Origin of the sequence: Rhodopirellula bahusiensis, assembly GCF_002727185.1 — a bacterium.
Classification (GTDB): domain Bacteria; phylum Planctomycetota; class Planctomycetia; order Pirellulales; family Pirellulaceae; genus Rhodopirellula; species Rhodopirellula bahusiensis.
In genome coordinates this window covers 1-18,039 of sequence record NZ_NIZW01000015.1, presented here as the reverse complement: position 1 = coordinate 18,039, position 18,039 = coordinate 1, and the positions used below count along the sequence as shown (strand labels likewise).

General features: G+C 56.2%; 12 protein-coding genes. 8 read left to right on the top strand and 4 right to left on the bottom strand.

Annotated elements, in window-relative coordinates; genetic code table 11:
- Positions 1 to 3 precede the first annotated feature (3 nt).
- Positions 4 to 1,737, bottom strand: a complete 1,734-nt coding sequence (locus CEE69_RS18965) for a hypothetical protein (RefSeq protein WP_233215392.1) — start codon at positions 1,735 to 1,737, stop codon at positions 4 to 6.
- 352 nt (positions 1,738 to 2,089) lie between these two features.
- Between CEE69_RS18965 and CEE69_RS18955 the strand changes: the two genes are divergently transcribed.
- Positions 2,090 to 3,001 carry a HEAT repeat domain-containing protein gene (locus CEE69_RS18955; RefSeq protein ID WP_099262200.1) on the top strand — a complete coding sequence of 304 codons (912 nt, stop codon included), beginning with the start codon at positions 2,090 to 2,092 and terminating at the stop codon, positions 2,999 to 3,001.
- 68 nt (positions 3,002 to 3,069) lie between these two features.
- On the opposite strand, the gene CEE69_RS18950 is transcribed toward CEE69_RS18955, so the two are convergent.
- Positions 3,070 to 4,287: a hypothetical protein gene (locus CEE69_RS18950; protein ID WP_099262199.1), complete on the bottom strand. Its 1,218-nt coding sequence runs from the start codon at positions 4,285 to 4,287 to the stop codon at positions 3,070 to 3,072.
- A gap of 228 nt (positions 4,288 to 4,515) precedes the next feature.
- On the opposite strand from CEE69_RS18950, the gene CEE69_RS18945 reads away from it, so the two are divergent.
- Complete coding sequence (locus tag CEE69_RS18945; protein WP_099262198.1) at positions 4,516 to 6,585, top strand: DUF1592 domain-containing protein; 2,070 nt, start codon at positions 4,516 to 4,518, stop codon at positions 6,583 to 6,585.
- Entirely contained in the window at positions 6,582 to 7,937 is a 1,356-nt protein-coding gene (locus CEE69_RS18940; RefSeq protein WP_099262197.1) for a DUF1552 domain-containing protein, read from the top strand. The genes CEE69_RS18945 and CEE69_RS18940 overlap by 4 nt, the downstream gene beginning before the upstream one ends.
- A gap of 16 nt (positions 7,938 to 7,953) precedes the next feature.
- Here the strand turns inward: CEE69_RS18940 and CEE69_RS18935 are convergent, their stop codons facing one another.
- Entirely contained in the window at positions 7,954 to 8,373 is a 420-nt protein-coding gene (locus CEE69_RS18935) for a hypothetical protein (protein WP_099262196.1), read from the bottom strand.
- A gap of 385 nt (positions 8,374 to 8,758) precedes the next feature.
- Between CEE69_RS18935 and CEE69_RS18930 the strand changes: the two genes are divergently transcribed.
- The 5 genes from CEE69_RS18930 to CEE69_RS18910 all read left to right on the top strand — a co-directional run bounded on the left by CEE69_RS18930 (position 8,759) and on the right by CEE69_RS18910 (position 16,845).
- Complete coding sequence (locus CEE69_RS18930) at positions 8,759 to 9,742, top strand: diacylglycerol/lipid kinase family protein (RefSeq protein WP_099262312.1); 984 nt, start codon at positions 8,759 to 8,761, stop codon at positions 9,740 to 9,742.
- Positions 9,743 to 9,880: 138 nt separating this feature from the next.
- Positions 9,881 to 10,741 (top strand): 3-deoxy-8-phosphooctulonate synthase, encoded by an 861-nt coding sequence (gene kdsA, locus CEE69_RS18925; RefSeq protein ID WP_099262195.1) that lies wholly within the window; start codon positions 9,881 to 9,883, stop codon positions 10,739 to 10,741.
- Between the two features lie 63 nt (positions 10,742 to 10,804).
- Positions 10,805 to 12,589: a hypothetical protein gene (locus tag CEE69_RS18920; protein WP_099262311.1), complete on the top strand. Its 1,785-nt coding sequence runs from the start codon at positions 10,805 to 10,807 to the stop codon at positions 12,587 to 12,589.
- A 122-nt stretch (positions 12,590 to 12,711) separates the two neighbouring features.
- Complete coding sequence (locus tag CEE69_RS18915) at positions 12,712 to 15,420, top strand: PSD1 and planctomycete cytochrome C domain-containing protein (RefSeq protein ID WP_099262194.1); 2,709 nt, start codon at positions 12,712 to 12,714, stop codon at positions 15,418 to 15,420.
- 3 nt (positions 15,421 to 15,423) lie between these two features.
- On the top strand, positions 15,424 to 16,845 hold the full coding sequence (locus CEE69_RS18910) for a DUF1501 domain-containing protein (RefSeq protein WP_099262193.1): 1,422 nt from the start codon (positions 15,424 to 15,426) through the stop codon (positions 16,843 to 16,845).
- Positions 16,846 to 16,971: 126 nt separating this feature from the next.
- Here the strand turns inward: CEE69_RS18910 and CEE69_RS32550 are convergent, their stop codons facing one another.
- The gene (locus tag CEE69_RS32550) at positions 16,972 to 17,259 is read right to left on the bottom strand and encodes a hypothetical protein (protein ID WP_158231048.1); all 288 of its coding nucleotides are present in this window, start codon (positions 17,257 to 17,259) and stop codon (positions 16,972 to 16,974) included.
- Positions 17,260 to 18,039 lie beyond the last annotated feature (780 nt).

The following is an 18,039-nucleotide window of genomic DNA, read 5'->3' as shown; positions in this document are numbered from 1 at the left end:
TGGTCACTGCGAAGTGGTTGGGGTGTATCGAGTTTCAAGCCAATCGGCCATTCGAATTGCGTCGGCACCTTCGACGTTTTGCAAGGATCGCAAAATTCCCACCGCGTCTTCGCGGACATCCGGCGTCGACTTGGTGGCGATCGATTCGTAAACGGCTTGTGCGGCTTGGCCCGTTTCAGATTCCATCGGCAACTGGAATTCAGCCAACGCTTTGGAAACCACAAACGGAACTTCGTCGAGAGGGTACGTGTAGTTACGTGCGCCACGTCGGGCAATCAATTGTTCGGCACTCGCTTCAACAACCAGCAGCGAGATCGCGTCGGTGACGCGGAACTCGTTGCCAGCGCCCAAGTCTGCCATCGCACGGGAAACGCCGCCTCGATAATACGTTCCCAGGTCAGCGATTTGGTAAATCGTTTCAGCCCGCGTGGCTTGTTCGTTGTTGGCCGCTGCCTTTTCGGCGGCTTCGGCCAACGGTTTCATCTTGGCCCAGTCCGCTTGCCGGATTGCGTTCTCCGCAGCGGCGATGGCAGTTTCGCCGGCCTCGATGTTTTCCGGTGTCGCCTCGGGACGGGCCGCGGGTTTGGTTTCCATCGCGGGGGACGGATCCGACTGCGATGGACCAGTCTGCGGTGTACCGGCTGCGGGCTGCATTCCGTTTGGCTGCATGCCGCTGGGTTGCATGTTGTTGCCGGTTGCAGTCGGAGTTTCCATTCCTGGACCCGGTCGAGTTTCGGGCATCGAACTCATACCCGGAGTGGCAACTGGCATGGCTGAGGTGTCAGGCATGGAACCGGGGTTGGACAAGAAATTGCCCAGTGAGTCTCGCGAATCAGGTTGACCGGCGGGCGGTCGCTTCATGATGCCATCGCTGGTTGGTTTTTTGGGTGGAATCGAATCGCCTCGGTCGATCGCTGGTGGTGCCGATTGTTCGGGACGATTTGCGTTGTCGGTTTTGGTGCGAATGGTGATCCCATCGTTGCTGCGAACGACTTGAACTTCGCCGGGACCCCAAAAGAAAAACGCGGCCAGGAATCCGACAATCACAAATCCCAGCAACAGGAATCCACCCATCAACCAACCACCTGATTTCTGGCGGCGACGTGCTCGGTCGGCAGAGGGCGATCGAGGTTGCACGACCAATGGCGCGGCGGAAGCCGACACCGCTGGGTTGGGTGTCGGCGCGACGTTGCCAATTCCTTGAACCGGAGATGCCGACGGAGTGACGCTCACATGATCGACCACGGGACCACCCGCTACGGAAGCTTCCACGACTTCCGCCGTTACCGGTTCAACGACTGGCGTCGGTGCAGACGCAACCGGTGTGGGTGCGGGCTGATTCGTTGCAGGTTGGGCAGTTGTGGGTTTGCTCGTCGGCAGCAATGCGGCCAACGGGTCCGTCACGGGAGCGGCTGCGGTGGCTTGGTTGCTAGACGCAGTCTCGCCGGAAGCAGAGTCATCCATCGCAACGATTCCGAATCGTGCGTCGAGTTTGGCTTTCTTCTTCGGGTCGGTCAAAGTCCGCTGGGCAGTTTGCACAACCTGAGCCGCGAGGGCCCACGTTTCGGGAGCTGTATTGGGTTTTGCGGCCTTCAACTGGTTGATTCGTTGGGCGATGGCTTCGTGGATGGCAGCCGCGTTGGGTTCGCCGGGCTTCAGTCCAAAAACTTGGTAGGCGTGCGGCGACGTGACGTGCTCGGGCAAGTCAAGCAGCTCGTGAATGGTCTTCCCCGTCATGCCATCATCCAAATGTCCAACGTATTGCATCTCATCGTGCGAATCCGATTCCGAGCTCCACCTCGATACCGTCGGATCATTCTAGCTGATGAGGGGGGAAACTCCCAAACGGACTTTTACGAGCCAGATTCCGTCGAAATGACCAAGCCAATCCGCTTGGTAGACGTGGTTCCTGGCGATTTTAGGGACATCAAGATGATTCGCACTTGGGCGGCATGAGGTGAGGAAACGTTTGTTTTCTGTGAGAACGTTTGTTCTGTAACAACCGTCGGTCGCTCGGGCGCCGCGACGCCTGATTGGGATAGACTGTTTCTCGATCGACAGTCGTTTTGCCTCCAACGGGAATTCCGATATGTGGAAGTTGTTCCATGCCAGTTCAATCGTTTTGGTGCTGGCATTCTGTGCACAGTCCTCCAAAGCCCAATCAGAGGATTCCGAGTCAGAAGACCGGGAGGCTGAGTCGTCGGCGGCGACAGAAATGGGTGCGAACCTTCCTGAGCAAATCGTCGACCGATTGTTTGAGATGTCGGTTGATGATCCTGCAACCGCGATTCGGATGAACGCTTTAAAAGCGTGTGCGAATATTCCGAATGAGGGAACACGTTTGAACGACGCGGTGGATCGTAGTCTCAACGCTTCCGATCTCAAGGTGCGACTGAATGCGATCCAGATGCTGGAACTAGTGGAGTTGAAACCGCAGCGAAAGGTTGATGCCGCGATTGAGTATTTGGAGTTGCGTTTTCAAAACCCCGATCGGCGTATCCCATTTAACCACCCAACGATCTCTCCCGCCGTCGAAGTTTTGAAGCGTCATTCGGAGGTCGCCAATGCGACTCTTTCGGACAAGCTGCGTGAGAGCAGTCCCTCGACGCTGCTCCATTTACAGCTCGCTGGGCTATTGAAATTCAATGTTGCCGAGAATGCAGATCGTCTGCATCAACATTCGAAATCGGACAATCAAGAGGTTCGCGGCGAAGTCGTTGCGTTGTGGTCGAAGCATCTAGCAAACGCGGCAGCGAAACGGTCGCAGCCTGAGAAACAACCGCAGCCTGAACTCACCGAGAAGCTCAATGGCATCAATCCGAAATTCTTGAAATACGCCGAGACGATCATCCGCCGATACGACAAAGACGAATCGAGGTCGCTTCATGAGCAAGAGTGGCAATCAATGCTGATGAATCCGGCATCCGCGGATCTCAATCACGATGGGCACGTCACCATCGAAGAGTACGCCCTGCACATTTACAACCGATCAAAGAAGTAAGGAAAGCTGCCTCGATCCAGAAAGAACGAGGCAGCATCAATGTTGTCATGAGACGACCATCGTTCGCATCAGGGCTGGATGAACATCACTGGGAACTTACGAACCGGTGTTGGCCGTGAGCTGGGAGGATTTTGTGACGGACGTTCTCGTACAACAGGACGCGTCGGTGGCTGAGGTCCCGATGTCAGGTGGCTCGGCATCCGAGGTTGCACGCGACTCCAGTTCTGGATGATTTGTTGCAGTAGCGTTGTGATCTGTTGTTTCAGTTGGTTTGCTTCGCGTCGCAACGAGGCTTCGATCGAAGGCAGTTGGTTCAGCTCGCTGTTGAGGTTGGCGATTCCACTGGGGGCTTTGATTTCCAGTTTCAGTTCCTTCAACACTGGTTGAAGGAGTTTATCGGCCACTTTCTCAAGCGGTTTCAAAACCACACCGAGGACCTTGCCTGGCTTTTCCAAAATGTCCCGAATGCTGAACGACACTGTTTTCTTGCTGAACGGAATTTTGATCGAGAGTTTCTTGCCGAGTGTTTTCTGGAGTTTGGCAGCGGTCTTTTCAGCGGGAGCTAATTTTCGTTCAAAGCTGTCCAGCGATTGATCCATCGTCATGAATGCTCGGATGGGATCGTTCCACTGCGTCAGGTTTTTGCCAACTCGATCAACTGATTGACGTGTGTCGGTGAGAACGTTGGAAATCGACCGGACTGTTGGTCGAGCCAGTCGTGAAGTGGCGTCAAAGGCAGCCGCTCCGCCTGGAATCGAATTGGCACGTGACGCGGTGGTTTGTAGGTCACGTCGCCAGGACGAAATCGTTTTCCGGTAGCCCGCCAGCTTCACTTCGCCGCCCAGAATGGATTGCTCCAGTTCACGCAATCGATCTTTTGCTGGACGGAGGACGTCCTTTTCCGCCTTGTCTGTTTTCTTACGCAACGTGTGGATTTGTTCTTGGACGCGTTGCAAGTTTTTGCGAAGCGTTCGGGCGATGGTGCGAACTTTTGGAATCGATGTGTAGGGAGCCAGGTTGTCGATCAAAGTCTTCAACCGTTCGTCAGTCGCCTTGATGGCTTTGGTCGCGTCGATCGCATGTGTCACTCCTTCGCGAGCGGTTTTGACTTGTTGGCGGAGTTGGTTGAGGCGGGTTTGCAACGTTTGACACTCTTTTTCGATGCGTGCCAAATCGCTGTCGATCGCCCGTGTTTCCGGCATGTTGGTTGGGATGGAAGCGGCTTTCAGGGTGGTCGCGGCAAAAGCGAGCAGGAACGGAAGCGTCAGGACGATCGCGGGTTTCATCGGACTTCTCGCGTTGGGAGGGCGGTTTGGTTTGAGCGGCGTTTGGATGCCGGAGTTGGTTGTCGGGAGTTCCTGCGTGGTGAGATCGAAAATGCCCTCAACGAATTTCTGAAAACGTCGGTGAGGGGCTCTGGTACACTGTTGGTCCCTCCCCTCCCACTTTCGTTCCTGCCTTGTGGAAGACCCAGTTCCATGCGGAATTCTCCGCTGCGATGCGCCCCATTCGTGATGTTCTGCGCGTGGACGGTTCTTCAGTCCGTTCATCCGGTGTTGGCATCCGAACCCGATCGAACCGCATCGGACGCTGTGGCGAAGACGCCGGCGTCGTTGAAATCTGTCTTGCAAGATCGCTGCGTGAAATGTCACTCGGAGGGCGAGGATCCGGCCGGCGATGTCGCTTTGACCGAAGTGGATAGCGGTAACGTTGCCGGTGACTTGGATCGGTTGCAAAGCCTGATCGATGTGTTGGACCTGGAGGAAATGCCGCCGGAGGATGAGCCGGAGCTATCAGCCGAAACACGCCAGGAATTGCTCGCGGAGTTACGAGCGACTTTGCACGCGGCGGTTGCCGTGAATAAGCAATACCCTCGCACGCCGATTCGGCGGATGAATCGGTTTCAGTACAACAACGCGGTGATGGATCTACTCGAGTTAGAGAGCATCGTTTTCACGTTGCCCGAACGCATGCTGCGAGAGCATCGTGGTTACTTTCAACCGGCTTCCGGGAAGATGCCCGACGAAGTGTTCGTGGGCAGCCGACCGCTCGGCAAGTCACAAATGATCGAGCCTCGTTTGGCTGGCGTCGCTGCTTTCCCGCAGGACTTGCGAGCGGAACATGGTTACGACAATCAAGCGGATCACTTGTCGCTGTCGCCGTTGTTGATGGAGTCGTTTTTGAAGCTCGGACAATCGATCACCGAGAGTCCCGACTTCAAGCCAAAGAATGTCGGGATTTGGAAGTCGTTCTTTGCGGCTCCCGCTCTCGAAACGAATCTTGAGATGGAGGTGCGAACACGGTTGAAGCAATTCCTGACACGTGCGTTTCGTCGCCCAGTCGAAGACGCACAACTGGATCGCTACTGCCAATTTGTGCAGCAAAGTCTTGAGGATGGATTCGCCTTTCCGGTTGCGATGAAGTCCGTCGCGGCAGCGACTATTTCTTCGCCTCGATTTTTGTATCTGTACGATACGTCCGGCCAACCCGAAACAGCCACGCCGGTCGACGACTATGAACTCGCGTCGCGGTTGTCGTTCTTTCTATGGGGCAGCATTCCGGATCAGACCTTGTTGGATCTCGCTGCCGACGGTCGTTTGCGTCAACCAGAAGTGTTGACCCAGCAATTCGAACGCATGATTCGCGATCGAAAGCTGAAGCGGTTTTGCGATAGCTTTCCTTCGCAATGGCTGCAGCTCGAACGAATCATTTCATCGGTGCCCAACCCAGACGAGTTCCCGCAGTTTTACTTTTTGAAGTACCGCGACAGCATGCACATGATGCTGGAACCTTTGTTGTTGTTTGAAACGGTGTTGATTGAAAACCAACCAATCACTCAATTGATCGATTCCGATTTCACCTATCGGTCGGATCTGCTGGAGAACGCGTACGGCGAACTGGCGACTGATCCCAAACGCAATGGTGGGGCGGTGCAGGCGATCCGCTTTCGTCGATTGCCGATCGCAGATCGCCGTACTGGCGGAGTGATCACGAACGCGGCGGTGATGACGATGACGTCGGGGCCGGAGCGAACGCAACCGATCACTCGAGGAGCGTGGTTGGCGGGCGTGGTCTTCAACAAACCGCCCGAGCCTCCTCCCGCGGATGTGCCCGCGTTGGGCGAGAAACCCGCGGAAGGCGAGGAGCATCTGACGCTACGTGAGCGGCTTTCGATGCACCGGAAAAGGTCGGACTGCAAAGGGTGCCACGAACAAATCGACCCGTTGGGATTTGCGTTGGAAAATTTCAATCCGGTCGGAGCCTGGCGAGATACCTACGAAAACGGCCGCGACGTCGACATGGCCGGAACGCTGCTCCGCAAGCATCGTTTCGAGAACGTGATTGAATTCAAGGACGCGTTGCTGTCGGAGAAGGATCGATTCGCCCAAGCCTTGGCAGGGCATCTGCTGAGCTTTGCGTTGGCTCGTCCATTGAGTGCGGCGGATCGAGTTTCCCTGGAAGAGATCACGGCAGCCGTTTCCGCGGACGAATACAAAATGCACACGTTGCTTCGTCAAATCGTTTTGAGCGAGCCGTTTCAAACCAAGTCGTTCCCACAAGTCGCGAGCAATCCACGGCTATGATTCGATCCACTCGACGTCGTTTTCTTCGCGGTCTTGGTGGTGCCTCATTGGCATTGCCTTGGATGCCGAGCATTGCCATGGCGGGGCAGTCGGACAATGTGCCAATGCGGATGGCTCATTTCTATGTGCCGATCGGAGTTGTCCGGCGCGGGTTCTTCCCGGGCGAAGCCAATGATGTGATCCCGGAAGGCAACCTTGGCAACGTGATGAAATCGTTGGGCAAGCAGAGTCCGTTCGCCAGCGACGAACCGCTCGATCAATTGACGCCGACGCTGGAACCATTGGCGGCATTCAAGCACAAAATCAATCTGATCACCGGAATGGATCGCACGTTCCAGCAAGGTACCGATGTGCACGCGCAATGTGCCTCGTGTTACTTGAGCAGTGCGGTGCCGTACACGGTCGAGGGAACCGCTTGGCCGCTCGACCGAACGCTGGATCACTTGGTGGCGGATGGCATCGGCACGGAAACCCCTTTCGCGACGTTGGAGTTCAGTTGCAACAGTCATCGAGACAACAAAGAGTCGATCTACTTCGACAATATTTCGTGGTACGGAACCGGCCACTTGGCGCCGTCGATTCGTGACCCGCGAAAGATGTATCATCGGTTGTTCTCGACCCAAGAAATTGACCGCTACCGAGACGTTACGAATCTGGTTCTCGAAGACGCTCGCGATTTGAAAATGCACTTGGGGTACGAAGACCGTCACAAGTTTGCCGAGTACTTCGATTCGATTCGCGCCATCGAGACGCAAATGGATCGACTGGAAAAGATGAAGTCGCAGCTTTCTCGAGTGCAACTGGACGAACCGCCCGAAGCCTATTTGCCTCGCGGAGAATACATCCGCTTGATGGGCGATCTGATGGTGGTGTCGCTGCAGACCGGATTGACCAACGTTGCGACGTTCATGGTTGGGCCTGAACGATGGGACACGCCGTTCAAGTTTGAAAGCTTGTTCGACAAACCTCGCAGTCATCATCAGATGTCACACAACCAAACCAAGATGATCGATGACCTATTGAAGGTCGATCGTTTTCACATGGAGCAGTATGTCTATCTGATGGAAAAGATGGATTCGATCGAGCAGGCCGATGGTTCCACGTTGTTGGACAACACGTTGTTCACATACGGATCCGGTTTGGGCGATGGATCGACGCACCAATACAACGACTTGCCGATTGTTGTCGCGGGAGGCGGAAAACGTGTCGCGTCCGGACGTCACATCAACATGCCCGAAGGAACACCGCTCGCGAATTTATGGTTGACGCAAGCTCGTTTGCTGGGGATCCAGATGCCGCGTTTTGCCGACAGCACCGGAACGGTAGACGGCTTGATGGCCGAGCGTTCTTAGAAAGCCGTGGCGTTGGTTACAGAGATGCGGTGATGAGGTTGCTGCTCATCGGGACGGATTGACTGGGAAGGCAAAGCCAGTCGGTGATCACGACTCGTTGCACCAAGGGTTCGTCGAGGTGTTGCAGCACAACATCCATCAGCCGCTCGCGAATTTCTTTTTGCGACGGGTCGCTCAGCCAAGATGCGTCGACTTGTCGCAGCATTTGTTCCGCGGCTTCGGTGATGGGAAGTTGATTTAGCTTCAAGCGTTCTTCGCCGCGGAAACGGCGGGACGGATCGACGATCGCGTGCAATTGAAATTGATAAGTGCTGTCAGGCACGTTGGGGTTTTGGAACCTCAACAGGCCAATTTCGATCGCGGAGCTCTGCATATTGCTGAGTCGAGCCACACGACTGCGAACGTAACCAATCACGGCAGCATGGATCGCCACCATGAGAAGGATGATCGCAGGGGCCCAAAAACGTCGCAGCAGTTGCACGGGATTGCTCGGGAGAGTGAAGTCAAAGCGAATTTGGAACCAAGAAGAGATGTTGAATGGTTCCGCCGAAGCCTAGGTTGCTAATACTGAGCGGGCAAATGAATGCACCGAAATTCCGCTGTTCCCCGTCTAGTTCGCGATTTCGCCGAGCCAGATCGCAAGCGAATGTCCGAAAAAATCTTGCTTGGACCGAGTTCCCGGCTTCGCAAAAGGCTCTGGTGAAACGGAATCGCGGCGTTGCTGACCCCCGTTTTCGTCTATCACCCACGCTCGAATTGATCGACACTGCGGCTTCCGCAACCTTCGCCCTCATCACCCGCCACCCGAGAATTGATTGACCGTGCCCGCTGTGGAATCGAAACGGACCATTCGTGAAGTCTGGATTTTCACCAGCCCCAAGGCGGGTACCGGCGCGGGACGTGGCGAGATCTTGCGGCTGATCGAACTGTGCCGCGCCGAAGGGATGGTCTGCCGCAGGATCGACAATCTGGCTGAACTCGCCGAACGCGTTGGCCAGGCCGATCACTTGCCCGACGACGTGGCCGTGGTTGGCGCCGGGGGAGACGGGACGCTGGCACTGCTCGCCGGGCAATTGCCTCAGGGGACCGCGTTGATTCCGATGCCGATGGGCACCGAAAATTTGCTGGCCCGTTACTACAAGTATTCGCGGGAGGCCGAGGATGTGTTGGCGACCATCCGGCGAGGCGAGGCGATGAAGATTGACGCGGGCCGAGCCAACGGACGATTGTTTCTGGTGATGGTGACGGCGGGATTTGACGCGGAAGTCGTCCGAGCGATGCACCTGACGCGTCGCGGTCACATCAATCGATTCAGCTACGCTGGTCCTCTCTGGCGAGCGATCCGGCGTTATGCATTTCCGGTGATCAATGCCGAGATGGAAAATGCTGCGCCGGTGTCTTCAGCGAAATTGGTTGGTGCGGACACCAATGGGACGGCCGCGAAACGTGGTGCCTCCTCGACAACGCAGTCCATTCGCACGAGCGGCTGTTGGATGATGGCGTTCAATTTGCCTTGCTATGCGGCGTCCTTGCCGATCGAGCCCGAGGCAAATGGCAACGATGGGCAACTGGATTTGATCAACCTGACGTATGGGTCGGTGATCGCTGGCCTGCGATATTTGATGGCGTTGCCAGGTGGTCGGCATTTGAAGCGGTCCGATGTCTTTCGTTTCCAAGCGACGAAGATTTCGTGGTCCAGCCTTTCGCGTGTGCCGTATCAGATTGACGGGGACTATGCCGGGCGATTGCCGGTCCAGATCGAAGTCTTGCCCGACCATGTGACGTTGCTGCGGCCGGCAAGCTAGTGGATTGTCAGTCCGATTGGCAACGAAACCGGCAACCGCCAAGATGAAACGTAGCGATTTAGTTGTTGGCTCGATTTGGCGGAATGGTTCGTCGCTCGGCCAGTGCTAGATCGATTGTTTCTGATCCGCCCGACCCGCATGGCCCGCGAACCGATGACCGAAACTGCTGAGATTCAACCCGTTCGAATTCGCGATTACGTTTGTGGTCCGGGGGAACCGTTGTTGGTGATCGCTGGGCCTTGTGTGTTGCAGTCACGAGAGTTGGCACTGGAGATTGGCGAAGAGTTGGCTCGGATCAACCAGCGTCCGGACGTGCAGGTGATTTTCAAGGCTTCGTTCGATAAAGCCAACCGGACCAGCTTGGCATCCAAACGCGGCCCGGGAATCGAGCAAGGGCTGGGGCTTCTCGAGGCGGTTCGGGCGAACACGGGATTGCCCGTGACGACCGACATTCACTTGCCCGAACAAGCCGCGCCTGTCGGGGAAGTCTGCGACCTGCTGCAGATCCCTGCTTTCTTGGCTCGTCAAACGGATCTGTTGGTTGCCGCGGCGGGCACCGGGCGTCCCGTGAACGTCAAAAAAGGTCAGTTCATGTCGCCGGGAGACATGCGGTATGTCGTCGACAAATTGCGAGGTTCGGGTGACGGTGGCGTGATGGCGTGCGAACGCGGAACGTTTTTCGGTTACGGCCGTTTGGTCAACGACATGCAGTCGATCCCGATCATGCGATCCTTGGGCGTTCCCGTCGTTTTTGACGCCACTCACAGTGTGCAACAGCCGGGGGGACTGGGCGGAGCGACGGGCGGAAATCGAGAAATGGTCGAACCATTGGCTCGCGCCGCCGTAGCCATCGGTTGTGACGCTCTCTTTTTCGAGACGCACCCCGACCCGAAAACGTCACCGAGCGACGGGCCGAATATGATTCCGCTGGACCAATTCGCGGGAACGTTGGACCGCTTGCTGCGTTTGCGAGAGACGGTCGACGGCCTGGATGGCTGATTGGCCCGCGATGCAACGTTTTCGAAACGCCTTCTTTTCTTCGCTGCTCTGTTTGTTCCCGCCGTGCTCCACTTTGCCAAACAAGCCATGACGTTTGCTCTCTCGCCCGCATCGGTATTGGCATGCATGGCATCCGCCACGGTATTGCTGGCTGGATGCACCGACGACTCGGAAACCGTGCGTCGGATTCAAACTCAACGACAAGTCGCTCTGCAGAAGCAGTCTCAGCAGGATCACCTTGGCGAAACCGTTTCGCTGCTCAGCCAGTTCGTGGGACTGAATGAGGAGAAGGCCAGCCGCCAAATTTCTTACCACTTGAATCAGTGGTCGCAAAATCAATCCGGGGGCGAGGGCTCGGTCAATGTTCCCGAACTGGCGTCCACGTTGACCGACGTTGTTCCTGAAGAAAACCTGCGAGCGGAAATCTTGCGGTCCGAGTTTCAGCCGACCGATGTTGGAGTGCTGCGAGACGCCTATTTGTTCCGTCATGCGGTTCAGTGGATCGATGATCCGGTTCGCGAAGATCCGTTGTTGGTGGATTGGTTGAATGGATTGTCGGAGGAGATCGGCGAGGACGCGGCGGCTCAGCTTCGGACCGCTTGTCGCCTGTTCGATTGGACGATTCGCAACGTCGCGGCCGAGCCTTTAGACAGTTCTGGTAGCGTTCCTCCGCAAGTCCCGCGACCACAGCTTCCATTTGGGATGATGCTGGAAGGTCCCGGATATCGGCAAACGCTGTATCAAACGATCTGGCGCGGCCGGGGTGATCCGATCCAGCGTGCCAGTGTTTTCACGGCACTGTGCGAGCAAGCAGGTGTTCGCTCGGCGGTTTTGGCTCGGCAATCCGATGACGACGGATCGTTGACCCCGTGGGCGGTCGGCGTTTTGGCGGGCGATCAGATCTACCTTTTCGAAACTGAATTGGGATTGCCAATCCCCGGTCCCGATCAAGTTGGCGTCGCGACGTTAGAACAGGCTCGGAAAGAGCCGACCGTGATGCGACGTTTGGATGTTGCCGGCTACTTCGACTACCCACTTTCGCGAACCGATATTCAGCAGAGCGTCGCGCTGCTTAATACTCGGATGGAAGCCGTCTCACCGCGAATGAAAAAGCTGGAAGATGGGCTGACGGGTGATCGCCGAATGACCTTGTACGTCGACGTTGACAAGGTAGCGAAACAGCTCGACGCGGTTCCCGGGATTGCTGGCGTGCGAATGTGGACGTTGCCGTTGCTGGCAGAGATCTATCAAGCGGAAGCGAGGCGAATGGTCGACCGAGATCCGATGTTCTCGTTCTATTTCATGTCGCGATGGGCAGTGTTGGACGGCCAGGATGAGATGGCCCGGAATCTTTCCAGTGGTCGCTGGCAACACCTGACCGGACAGTTCGCCGATGACGACATCGAGGGCGTGAAGGGAGCTCGAACACGGTATCTGGAGCAACGTGCTCCTGAATTTGAAATTTCCGATTTGCGAATCAACGTGGATCTGCAAAAGCGATACGGTTTGCGGCGTGGATTGGGGATCGACAGTTCGCAGTACGATCAACAGTTGCAGCAAATTCAAATGTTCATGCGATTGGGCAAACGCACCGCGACGCATTGGCTGGCATTGGTGCAGTACGACGACGGGCGATTCGACACGGCGGCCAATTGGTTCGAAAAACGCGTGTTGGATGAGGAGCAATTGTCGATGTGGGAAGATTCCGCTCGGTACAACCTCGCTCGTGCAAAAGAACACGCCGAAGCGTGGGATGAAGTGGAAGAATTGCTGAAATCGGAGCGAACTTACAGCGAGCATGGCAACCGTCTGCGGGCTAGATTGGTCGACAAGTCATTTCAAGAGTGACTCCATAGATCCGGGGTGATACACTGGCACTCGCCGGCTTTGGGGCAGATGAACGATCTGTCCTCCCACCTTGAGCCGTTCCCCCCCACCATTCTCACCTTCCGCCAGTAAGCGAAACGACGATGTTCGTCCGCCGATCAAATCGAGACCATCGGTCTACTCATGCGCGCCAGAGGTTCATCCTCGACACGAAGTGGATTCGATGTCTGAGTGTCGGGCTGGCCGCAACGCTGGTTTCATCGACGTGGGCGAGTGCCGATGACACAGACTTCTTCGAGGCCAAGGTCCGGCCACTGCTGATCGAACGTTGTTACGAATGCCATTCAACTGAATCTGGCGAGTCGATGGGAGATTATCGGCTGGACTCCGCGCCGGCGATGCTCGCCGGTGGGTCACGCGGTGCGTCGATCGTTCCTGGCAAGGCGGATGCCAGCGTACTGATCCGTGCGATCGGCTACGACGAACCCGGGCTGGAGATGCCGCCGGACGAGAAGCTCAGTGATGACGAAATCTTGATTCTTAAACATTGGATTGATTCAGGAGCGACCGATCCGCGGACCGACGAGCATTCGTCGGAAAAGCCTGTGTCGCCGCTCAGTCGTGACGTCCGTTCGCACTGGGCGTTTGTTCCGCCGGAACGCGTGAGCGGAGACGATTTGCGAGAACACAATGTTGGCGTCGCCGTTAACTCTCGCGATTTGATAGATGACTTGTCAGCGAAGTACGCCAATGAACTTGGGGTCCCCGTCAGCGAGATGGCCGACCGAGATACGCTGCTTCGTCGGTTGCACTTCGATTTGTCCGGACTCCCGCCGACCTTCGACGAACTCAAGTCGTTCCGAGAAGATCGTCGTCCGGACGCGTTTCAGCGGCGTGTGAATCGGATGTTGGCGGACCCTCGCATGAGCGAGCGAATGGGGCGGCATTGGTTGGACGTCGCTCGCTATGCGGACACGATCGGGTACACCACGGCTGGCAAAGAGAGGACGATCAAAGGATCCCATCGCTACCGTGATTGGGTCTTGAAGGCGTTCGCGGAAGACATGCCGTTTGATGCAATGGTGCGTCATCAATTGGCGGGAGATCGAACAGATCCCAAAAATGAAAGCGGCAACGCCGATGCGATGGGATTCATCACCATCGGGCGGAAGTTCTTGTCGAACGATGACACGCTGGATGACCGCATTGATGTGATCACCCGAGGATTGTTGGGGCTGACGGTTTCGTGTGCTCGATGTCACGATCACAAATTCGATCCGATTCCCACGTTGGACTATTACTCGCTCTACAACGTGCTTAACAACAGTGTGCCGCCGGAGGACTTGGACGCCGCCGCGAGCCCGCTGATGTTGGTCGATCGCGACAAACTTCGTCGGCAACAGGTTTACGTTCGAGGCCAGCGGGGCAATCGCGGAGATGACGCCCCACGTCAATACCTAACCGCGTTCCGTAAGTCAGAGGAGATCCCTTTTGAGACGGGCAGCGGTCGTTTGGATCTCGCGGAAAAGATCATCTCGAACGAGAACCCGCTGACCGCTCGTGTGTACGTCAACCGTGTGTGGGGACATCTGACCGGGCGACCGCTTGTCGATTCACCCAGTGATTTTGGTTTTCGAACCGCCGCTCCGTCGATCCCAGAAACGCTTGATGATTTGGCGGCGGACTTTCAATCGCACTGGAGCACGCAGCGTTTGATGCGTCGCATCCTGTCGACTCGGATTTACCAGCAGTCATCCATCACAGACTCAGTGATGCTCTCTTTGGATCCGAGCAACACTTCGTTGGCAAGAGCGGAAAGACGTCGACGTGATTTTGAATCGTTGCGTGATTGCATTTTAGTCGGTGCGGGCCAAATTGATCGCCAATACGGAGGCGAGTCGGTTGAGATCACATCGCCGACCATCACGCCTCGCCGAACGTTGTATGCGATGATCAATCGTCAGAATTTGCCAGGGCTGTTTCGAACGTTTGATTTCGCCAGTCCCGATATGCATTCGCCCGAACGCTATCAAACGACGGTGCCGCAGCAAGCGTTGTTCTTGTTGAATCATTCGCAGCTATCGTCGGCCGCGTTGGAAGCAGCCCGTGAAGTGAAGCAAAGTCACAACGATGTCGGCCAACAAGTGACAACCTTGTTTCAGCGATTGCTTCAACGGCAGCCGACCGCTTCGGAGTTGGAAGAAGCCGTCGCGTTCGTTCGATCAGAAAGTTTGCCTCCTTTGGTGGAAGCTGATCCACGAGAGTTGTGGACGTATGGAACAGCAAACTGGAAAGACAATCAACTCAGTGAATTCACCGAGTTTCCCGTCTTTGACAAAAATGGCTGGCAGATCGAAGGCAAGTATCCGAGTCCGGGACCATTCAGTTACGCTCGGTTGACCAACGAAGGCGGTCACCCGGGGCACGGTGACAACGCGGCCGTCGTTCGGCGTTGGAAGAGTCCGATGGATGGTGTCGTGAAAGTCACCGGGATGGTCGGCCATCGTGCCAAGCAAGGAGATGGCATCCAAGCAGTGATTCGCATCGGCGGCGAGGTTGTATTCAGCGAAAAACAATTCAGCAGCAATCGACCTCTGCCAACGAAGAAGCGGAAGATTCGCAAAGGCGAGTTTGTTGAGTTCATCGCTCACAGCGGTTCGACATTGAGCCACGATAGCTTCTTCTGGCGATCCAAGATTTCGGCTGCTTCAAAAGACGGCACGGTGGTCGAAGCCAACTCGGTGGACGACTTCAGTGGACCATTTCAAAAGACCGAAACGCCTCAGTTGGACCGCCTCGCGCAGCTGGCCCAGGTATTGTTCCTCACCAACGAATTCGCATTCGTGGATTGAATCATGAATCTCAATTTCTCTCGACGCGAAGCGTTGAAGGCATGCGGAATGGGCTTGGGCTCACTCGCGTTGACCGATGCACTCTGCCGCGAAAGCGTTGCATCCGGGTTGCCAAATCCAGCGGATTTCGGTGGGGAAGTGATGCCACACTTTCCCGCGAAAGCCAAACGTGTCATTCACCTGTTCATGAACGGTGGCCCCAGCCAAGTGGACTCGTTTGATCGCAAGCCGGCGCTCGAAGAGTTCGATGGTAAGACTGCTCCAATGGCAAACCTGAAGACCGAACGCCCGACCGGCAACGTGATGCGTTCGCCTTACAAATGGGACAAGTACGGTGAGTGCGGGTTGGAAGTCAGTGAGCTGTTCGAACACACCGCCAAGCACGCGGATGATTTGTGTGTGATCAACAGCATGTACGCGGACGTTCCAAATCACGAGCCGTCATTGTTGCTGATGAATTGCGGCGAAGCCCGATTGATTCGTCCAGCAATGGGATCATGGCTCACCTATGGATTGGGCAGTGACAACGAGAATCTGCCTTCGTTCATCGCGATGTGCCCGGGTGGTTACCCGATCAAGGAATCGCAGAATTGGCAGAACGGGTTCTTACCTGGCAAATACCAAGGCACCTACATCGACAGCAGTTTCGCGACGGTCGAACGGTTGCTGGAAAACATCCGTGGCCGTTCGGTTCACCCGACGAACCAGCGTGAGCAGTTGGATCTGCTTGCAAAGTTGAATCAGCAACACGCGTCCGAGCGAGGCAATGATCCGCGTTTGGAATCACGCATCGAATCGTTCGAGCTTGCCTACCGAATGCAGAGCGAAGCGTCGGAAGCGTTCGACATCAGTCGCGAAACGGAAGAAACTCGCACGATGTATGGCGACGGCGACTTTGCGCGGCAAGCCTTGATCGCTCGGCGGCTGGTCGAACGAGGCGTCCGATTTGTACAGCTCTACACCGGTGCCGGCCAGCCTTGGGACAGCCACGACGACTTGGACAAGGCTCACCGGCGAGTTGCCAAGGGTGTCGACCAAGGGATCGGGGCTTTGTTGAGCGATCTGAAGCGAACCGGATTGTTGGACGAGACGCTGGTGATTTGGGGCGGAGAATTCGGACGGACTCCCGTCGTGGAAATGCCAAAAGAAGGATCCAACCAAGGCAAGATGAACGGCCGCGACCATAACCACTATGGGTTCACGATGTGGATGGCCGGCGGCGGTGTGAACGCGGGAACGCGAGTGGGTGCAACCGACGAGCTCGGCTTCAAAGCGGTGGAGAACCGCGTTCACGTACACGACATGCACGCGACGGTCTTGCGACTGATGGGTTACGACCACAAGCGGCTGACGTACCGCTACGCCGGTCGCGATTTCAGGTTGACCGACGTCCACGGACGAATCGTCGACGAAATCATTGGTTGATCAGAGTGCTCAACTAAGGTCATTCGATTCCGACTCTTCTGCGTGCTCGTGCTCAGCGAAGCGGTGCTCGTACTCGTCATCGATGTCAGGATGGTGTCCCGCGGCACCATCGGATTTGATCGCCATTCAGGGCAGCATCACAATGGTCCGATCGAGGATGGCATTCATCGCGTCATCGTCTTGGAATTTGATTCTGTTGGTTCTCAGCAGCAGGTCTTGGACGGCGGCACGCAGCCATTGGTCGCGAGCCTGACGTCGCAAACCGCTCAGCGACGGTGATGTCTCGAAAGACCGAGCAACGTCGTTGATCGAAAGTAGGTCAACGTCGAGTCGTTCGCTGTCAAACGTTTGAGAGGACCATATGGACGGGTTTCGATCACGAGTACGAGCACCGTCGCTGACGCGTCTGAGCACGAGCACGAAACTGGAAAGCTAGCTGGCACCTTCTGCTCTTGAGCTTTGTGCCCAATTGCCCCGGATGGGCTGCCGTCCTTAGCTCGGGGCGGAAGCCTCGAAACCGATAGCGGAACCTAGCAGGTTGCCCCGGACGGGGCCGTCGTTGGCACTTCAGAAGACGCGAGAACGGCGGCTCGGCGTGCAACGCTTTGCTCTGCTGTTTTCCCGACGAAACACAGCGGAAAACGAATTCAATTTGTGCCTGTCAAATGGTCCGCAATTGACTGGGCAAACATGTCAATCGGAGGCTGCATGTTTTGTTGCTTGGCAGTTTCAATATTTCGTTGCCACATCGCTTGAAGCTCGGTTTTCACCGGTGGTTGCTTCCACGTCGTTGTTTTGTTTTCGCCGATGGGCTCCGACGTGCAAGACGAAGGAAGGTGGCTGGTGCTTTGTGGATGGGTGCGCGCGGGCCGACAGAGGGCCTCTGTCGGCGACAGGTGCGTTGGGTTTTTTGGAGGTGCCGGCATTCTGCGGCGCACATCACACGCAAATTGAGAGGGCCTTGACTTGCAAGTGCTGAAACGATGGCTGGCGCTTTGTGGATTGGATCGCTTGTTGCGACGGGTGTGCTCAGGCCGACGGAGGGCCTCCGTCGGCTAGTGCGCCTGCAAAGGCGATTGAATTGTCAGGTGAAAGTCCTGATTGGGGAATTCGTTACCGCCCCGTAGCTGATGGTAACTGCGTTTTCAACAGAAAGGGTGGAGAGCAACCAAAAGCGAATGAGCAGTCCGTAAC

What these genes read in the sequence shown, in the direction of transcription:
- CEE69_RS18935 (WP_099262196.1), bottom strand. Translation starts at nt 8,373, where the DNA reads ATGGTGGCGATCCATGCTGCCGTGATTGGTTACGTTCGCAGTCGTGTG.
- CEE69_RS18965 (WP_233215392.1), bottom strand. Translation starts at nt 1,737, where the DNA reads ATGACGGGGAAGACCATTCACGAGCTGCTTGACTTGCCCGAGCACGTC.
- CEE69_RS18945 (WP_099262198.1), top strand. Translation starts at nt 4,516, where the DNA reads ATGTTCTGCGCGTGGACGGTTCTTCAGTCCGTTCATCCGGTGTTGGCA.
- CEE69_RS18915 (WP_099262194.1), top strand. Translation starts at nt 12,712, where the DNA reads ATGTTCGTCCGCCGATCAAATCGAGACCATCGGTCTACTCATGCGCGC.
- CEE69_RS18940 (WP_099262197.1), top strand. Translation starts at nt 6,582, where the DNA reads ATGATTCGATCCACTCGACGTCGTTTTCTTCGCGGTCTTGGTGGTGCC.
- CEE69_RS18950 (WP_099262199.1), bottom strand. Translation starts at nt 4,287, where the DNA reads ATGAAACCCGCGATCGTCCTGACGCTTCCGTTCCTGCTCGCTTTTGCC.
- CEE69_RS18910 (WP_099262193.1), top strand. Translation starts at nt 15,424, where the DNA reads ATGAATCTCAATTTCTCTCGACGCGAAGCGTTGAAGGCATGCGGAATG.
- kdsA (WP_099262195.1), top strand. Translation starts at nt 9,881, where the DNA reads ATGGCCCGCGAACCGATGACCGAAACTGCTGAGATTCAACCCGTTCGA.
- CEE69_RS18955 (WP_099262200.1), top strand. Translation starts at nt 2,090, where the DNA reads ATGTGGAAGTTGTTCCATGCCAGTTCAATCGTTTTGGTGCTGGCATTC.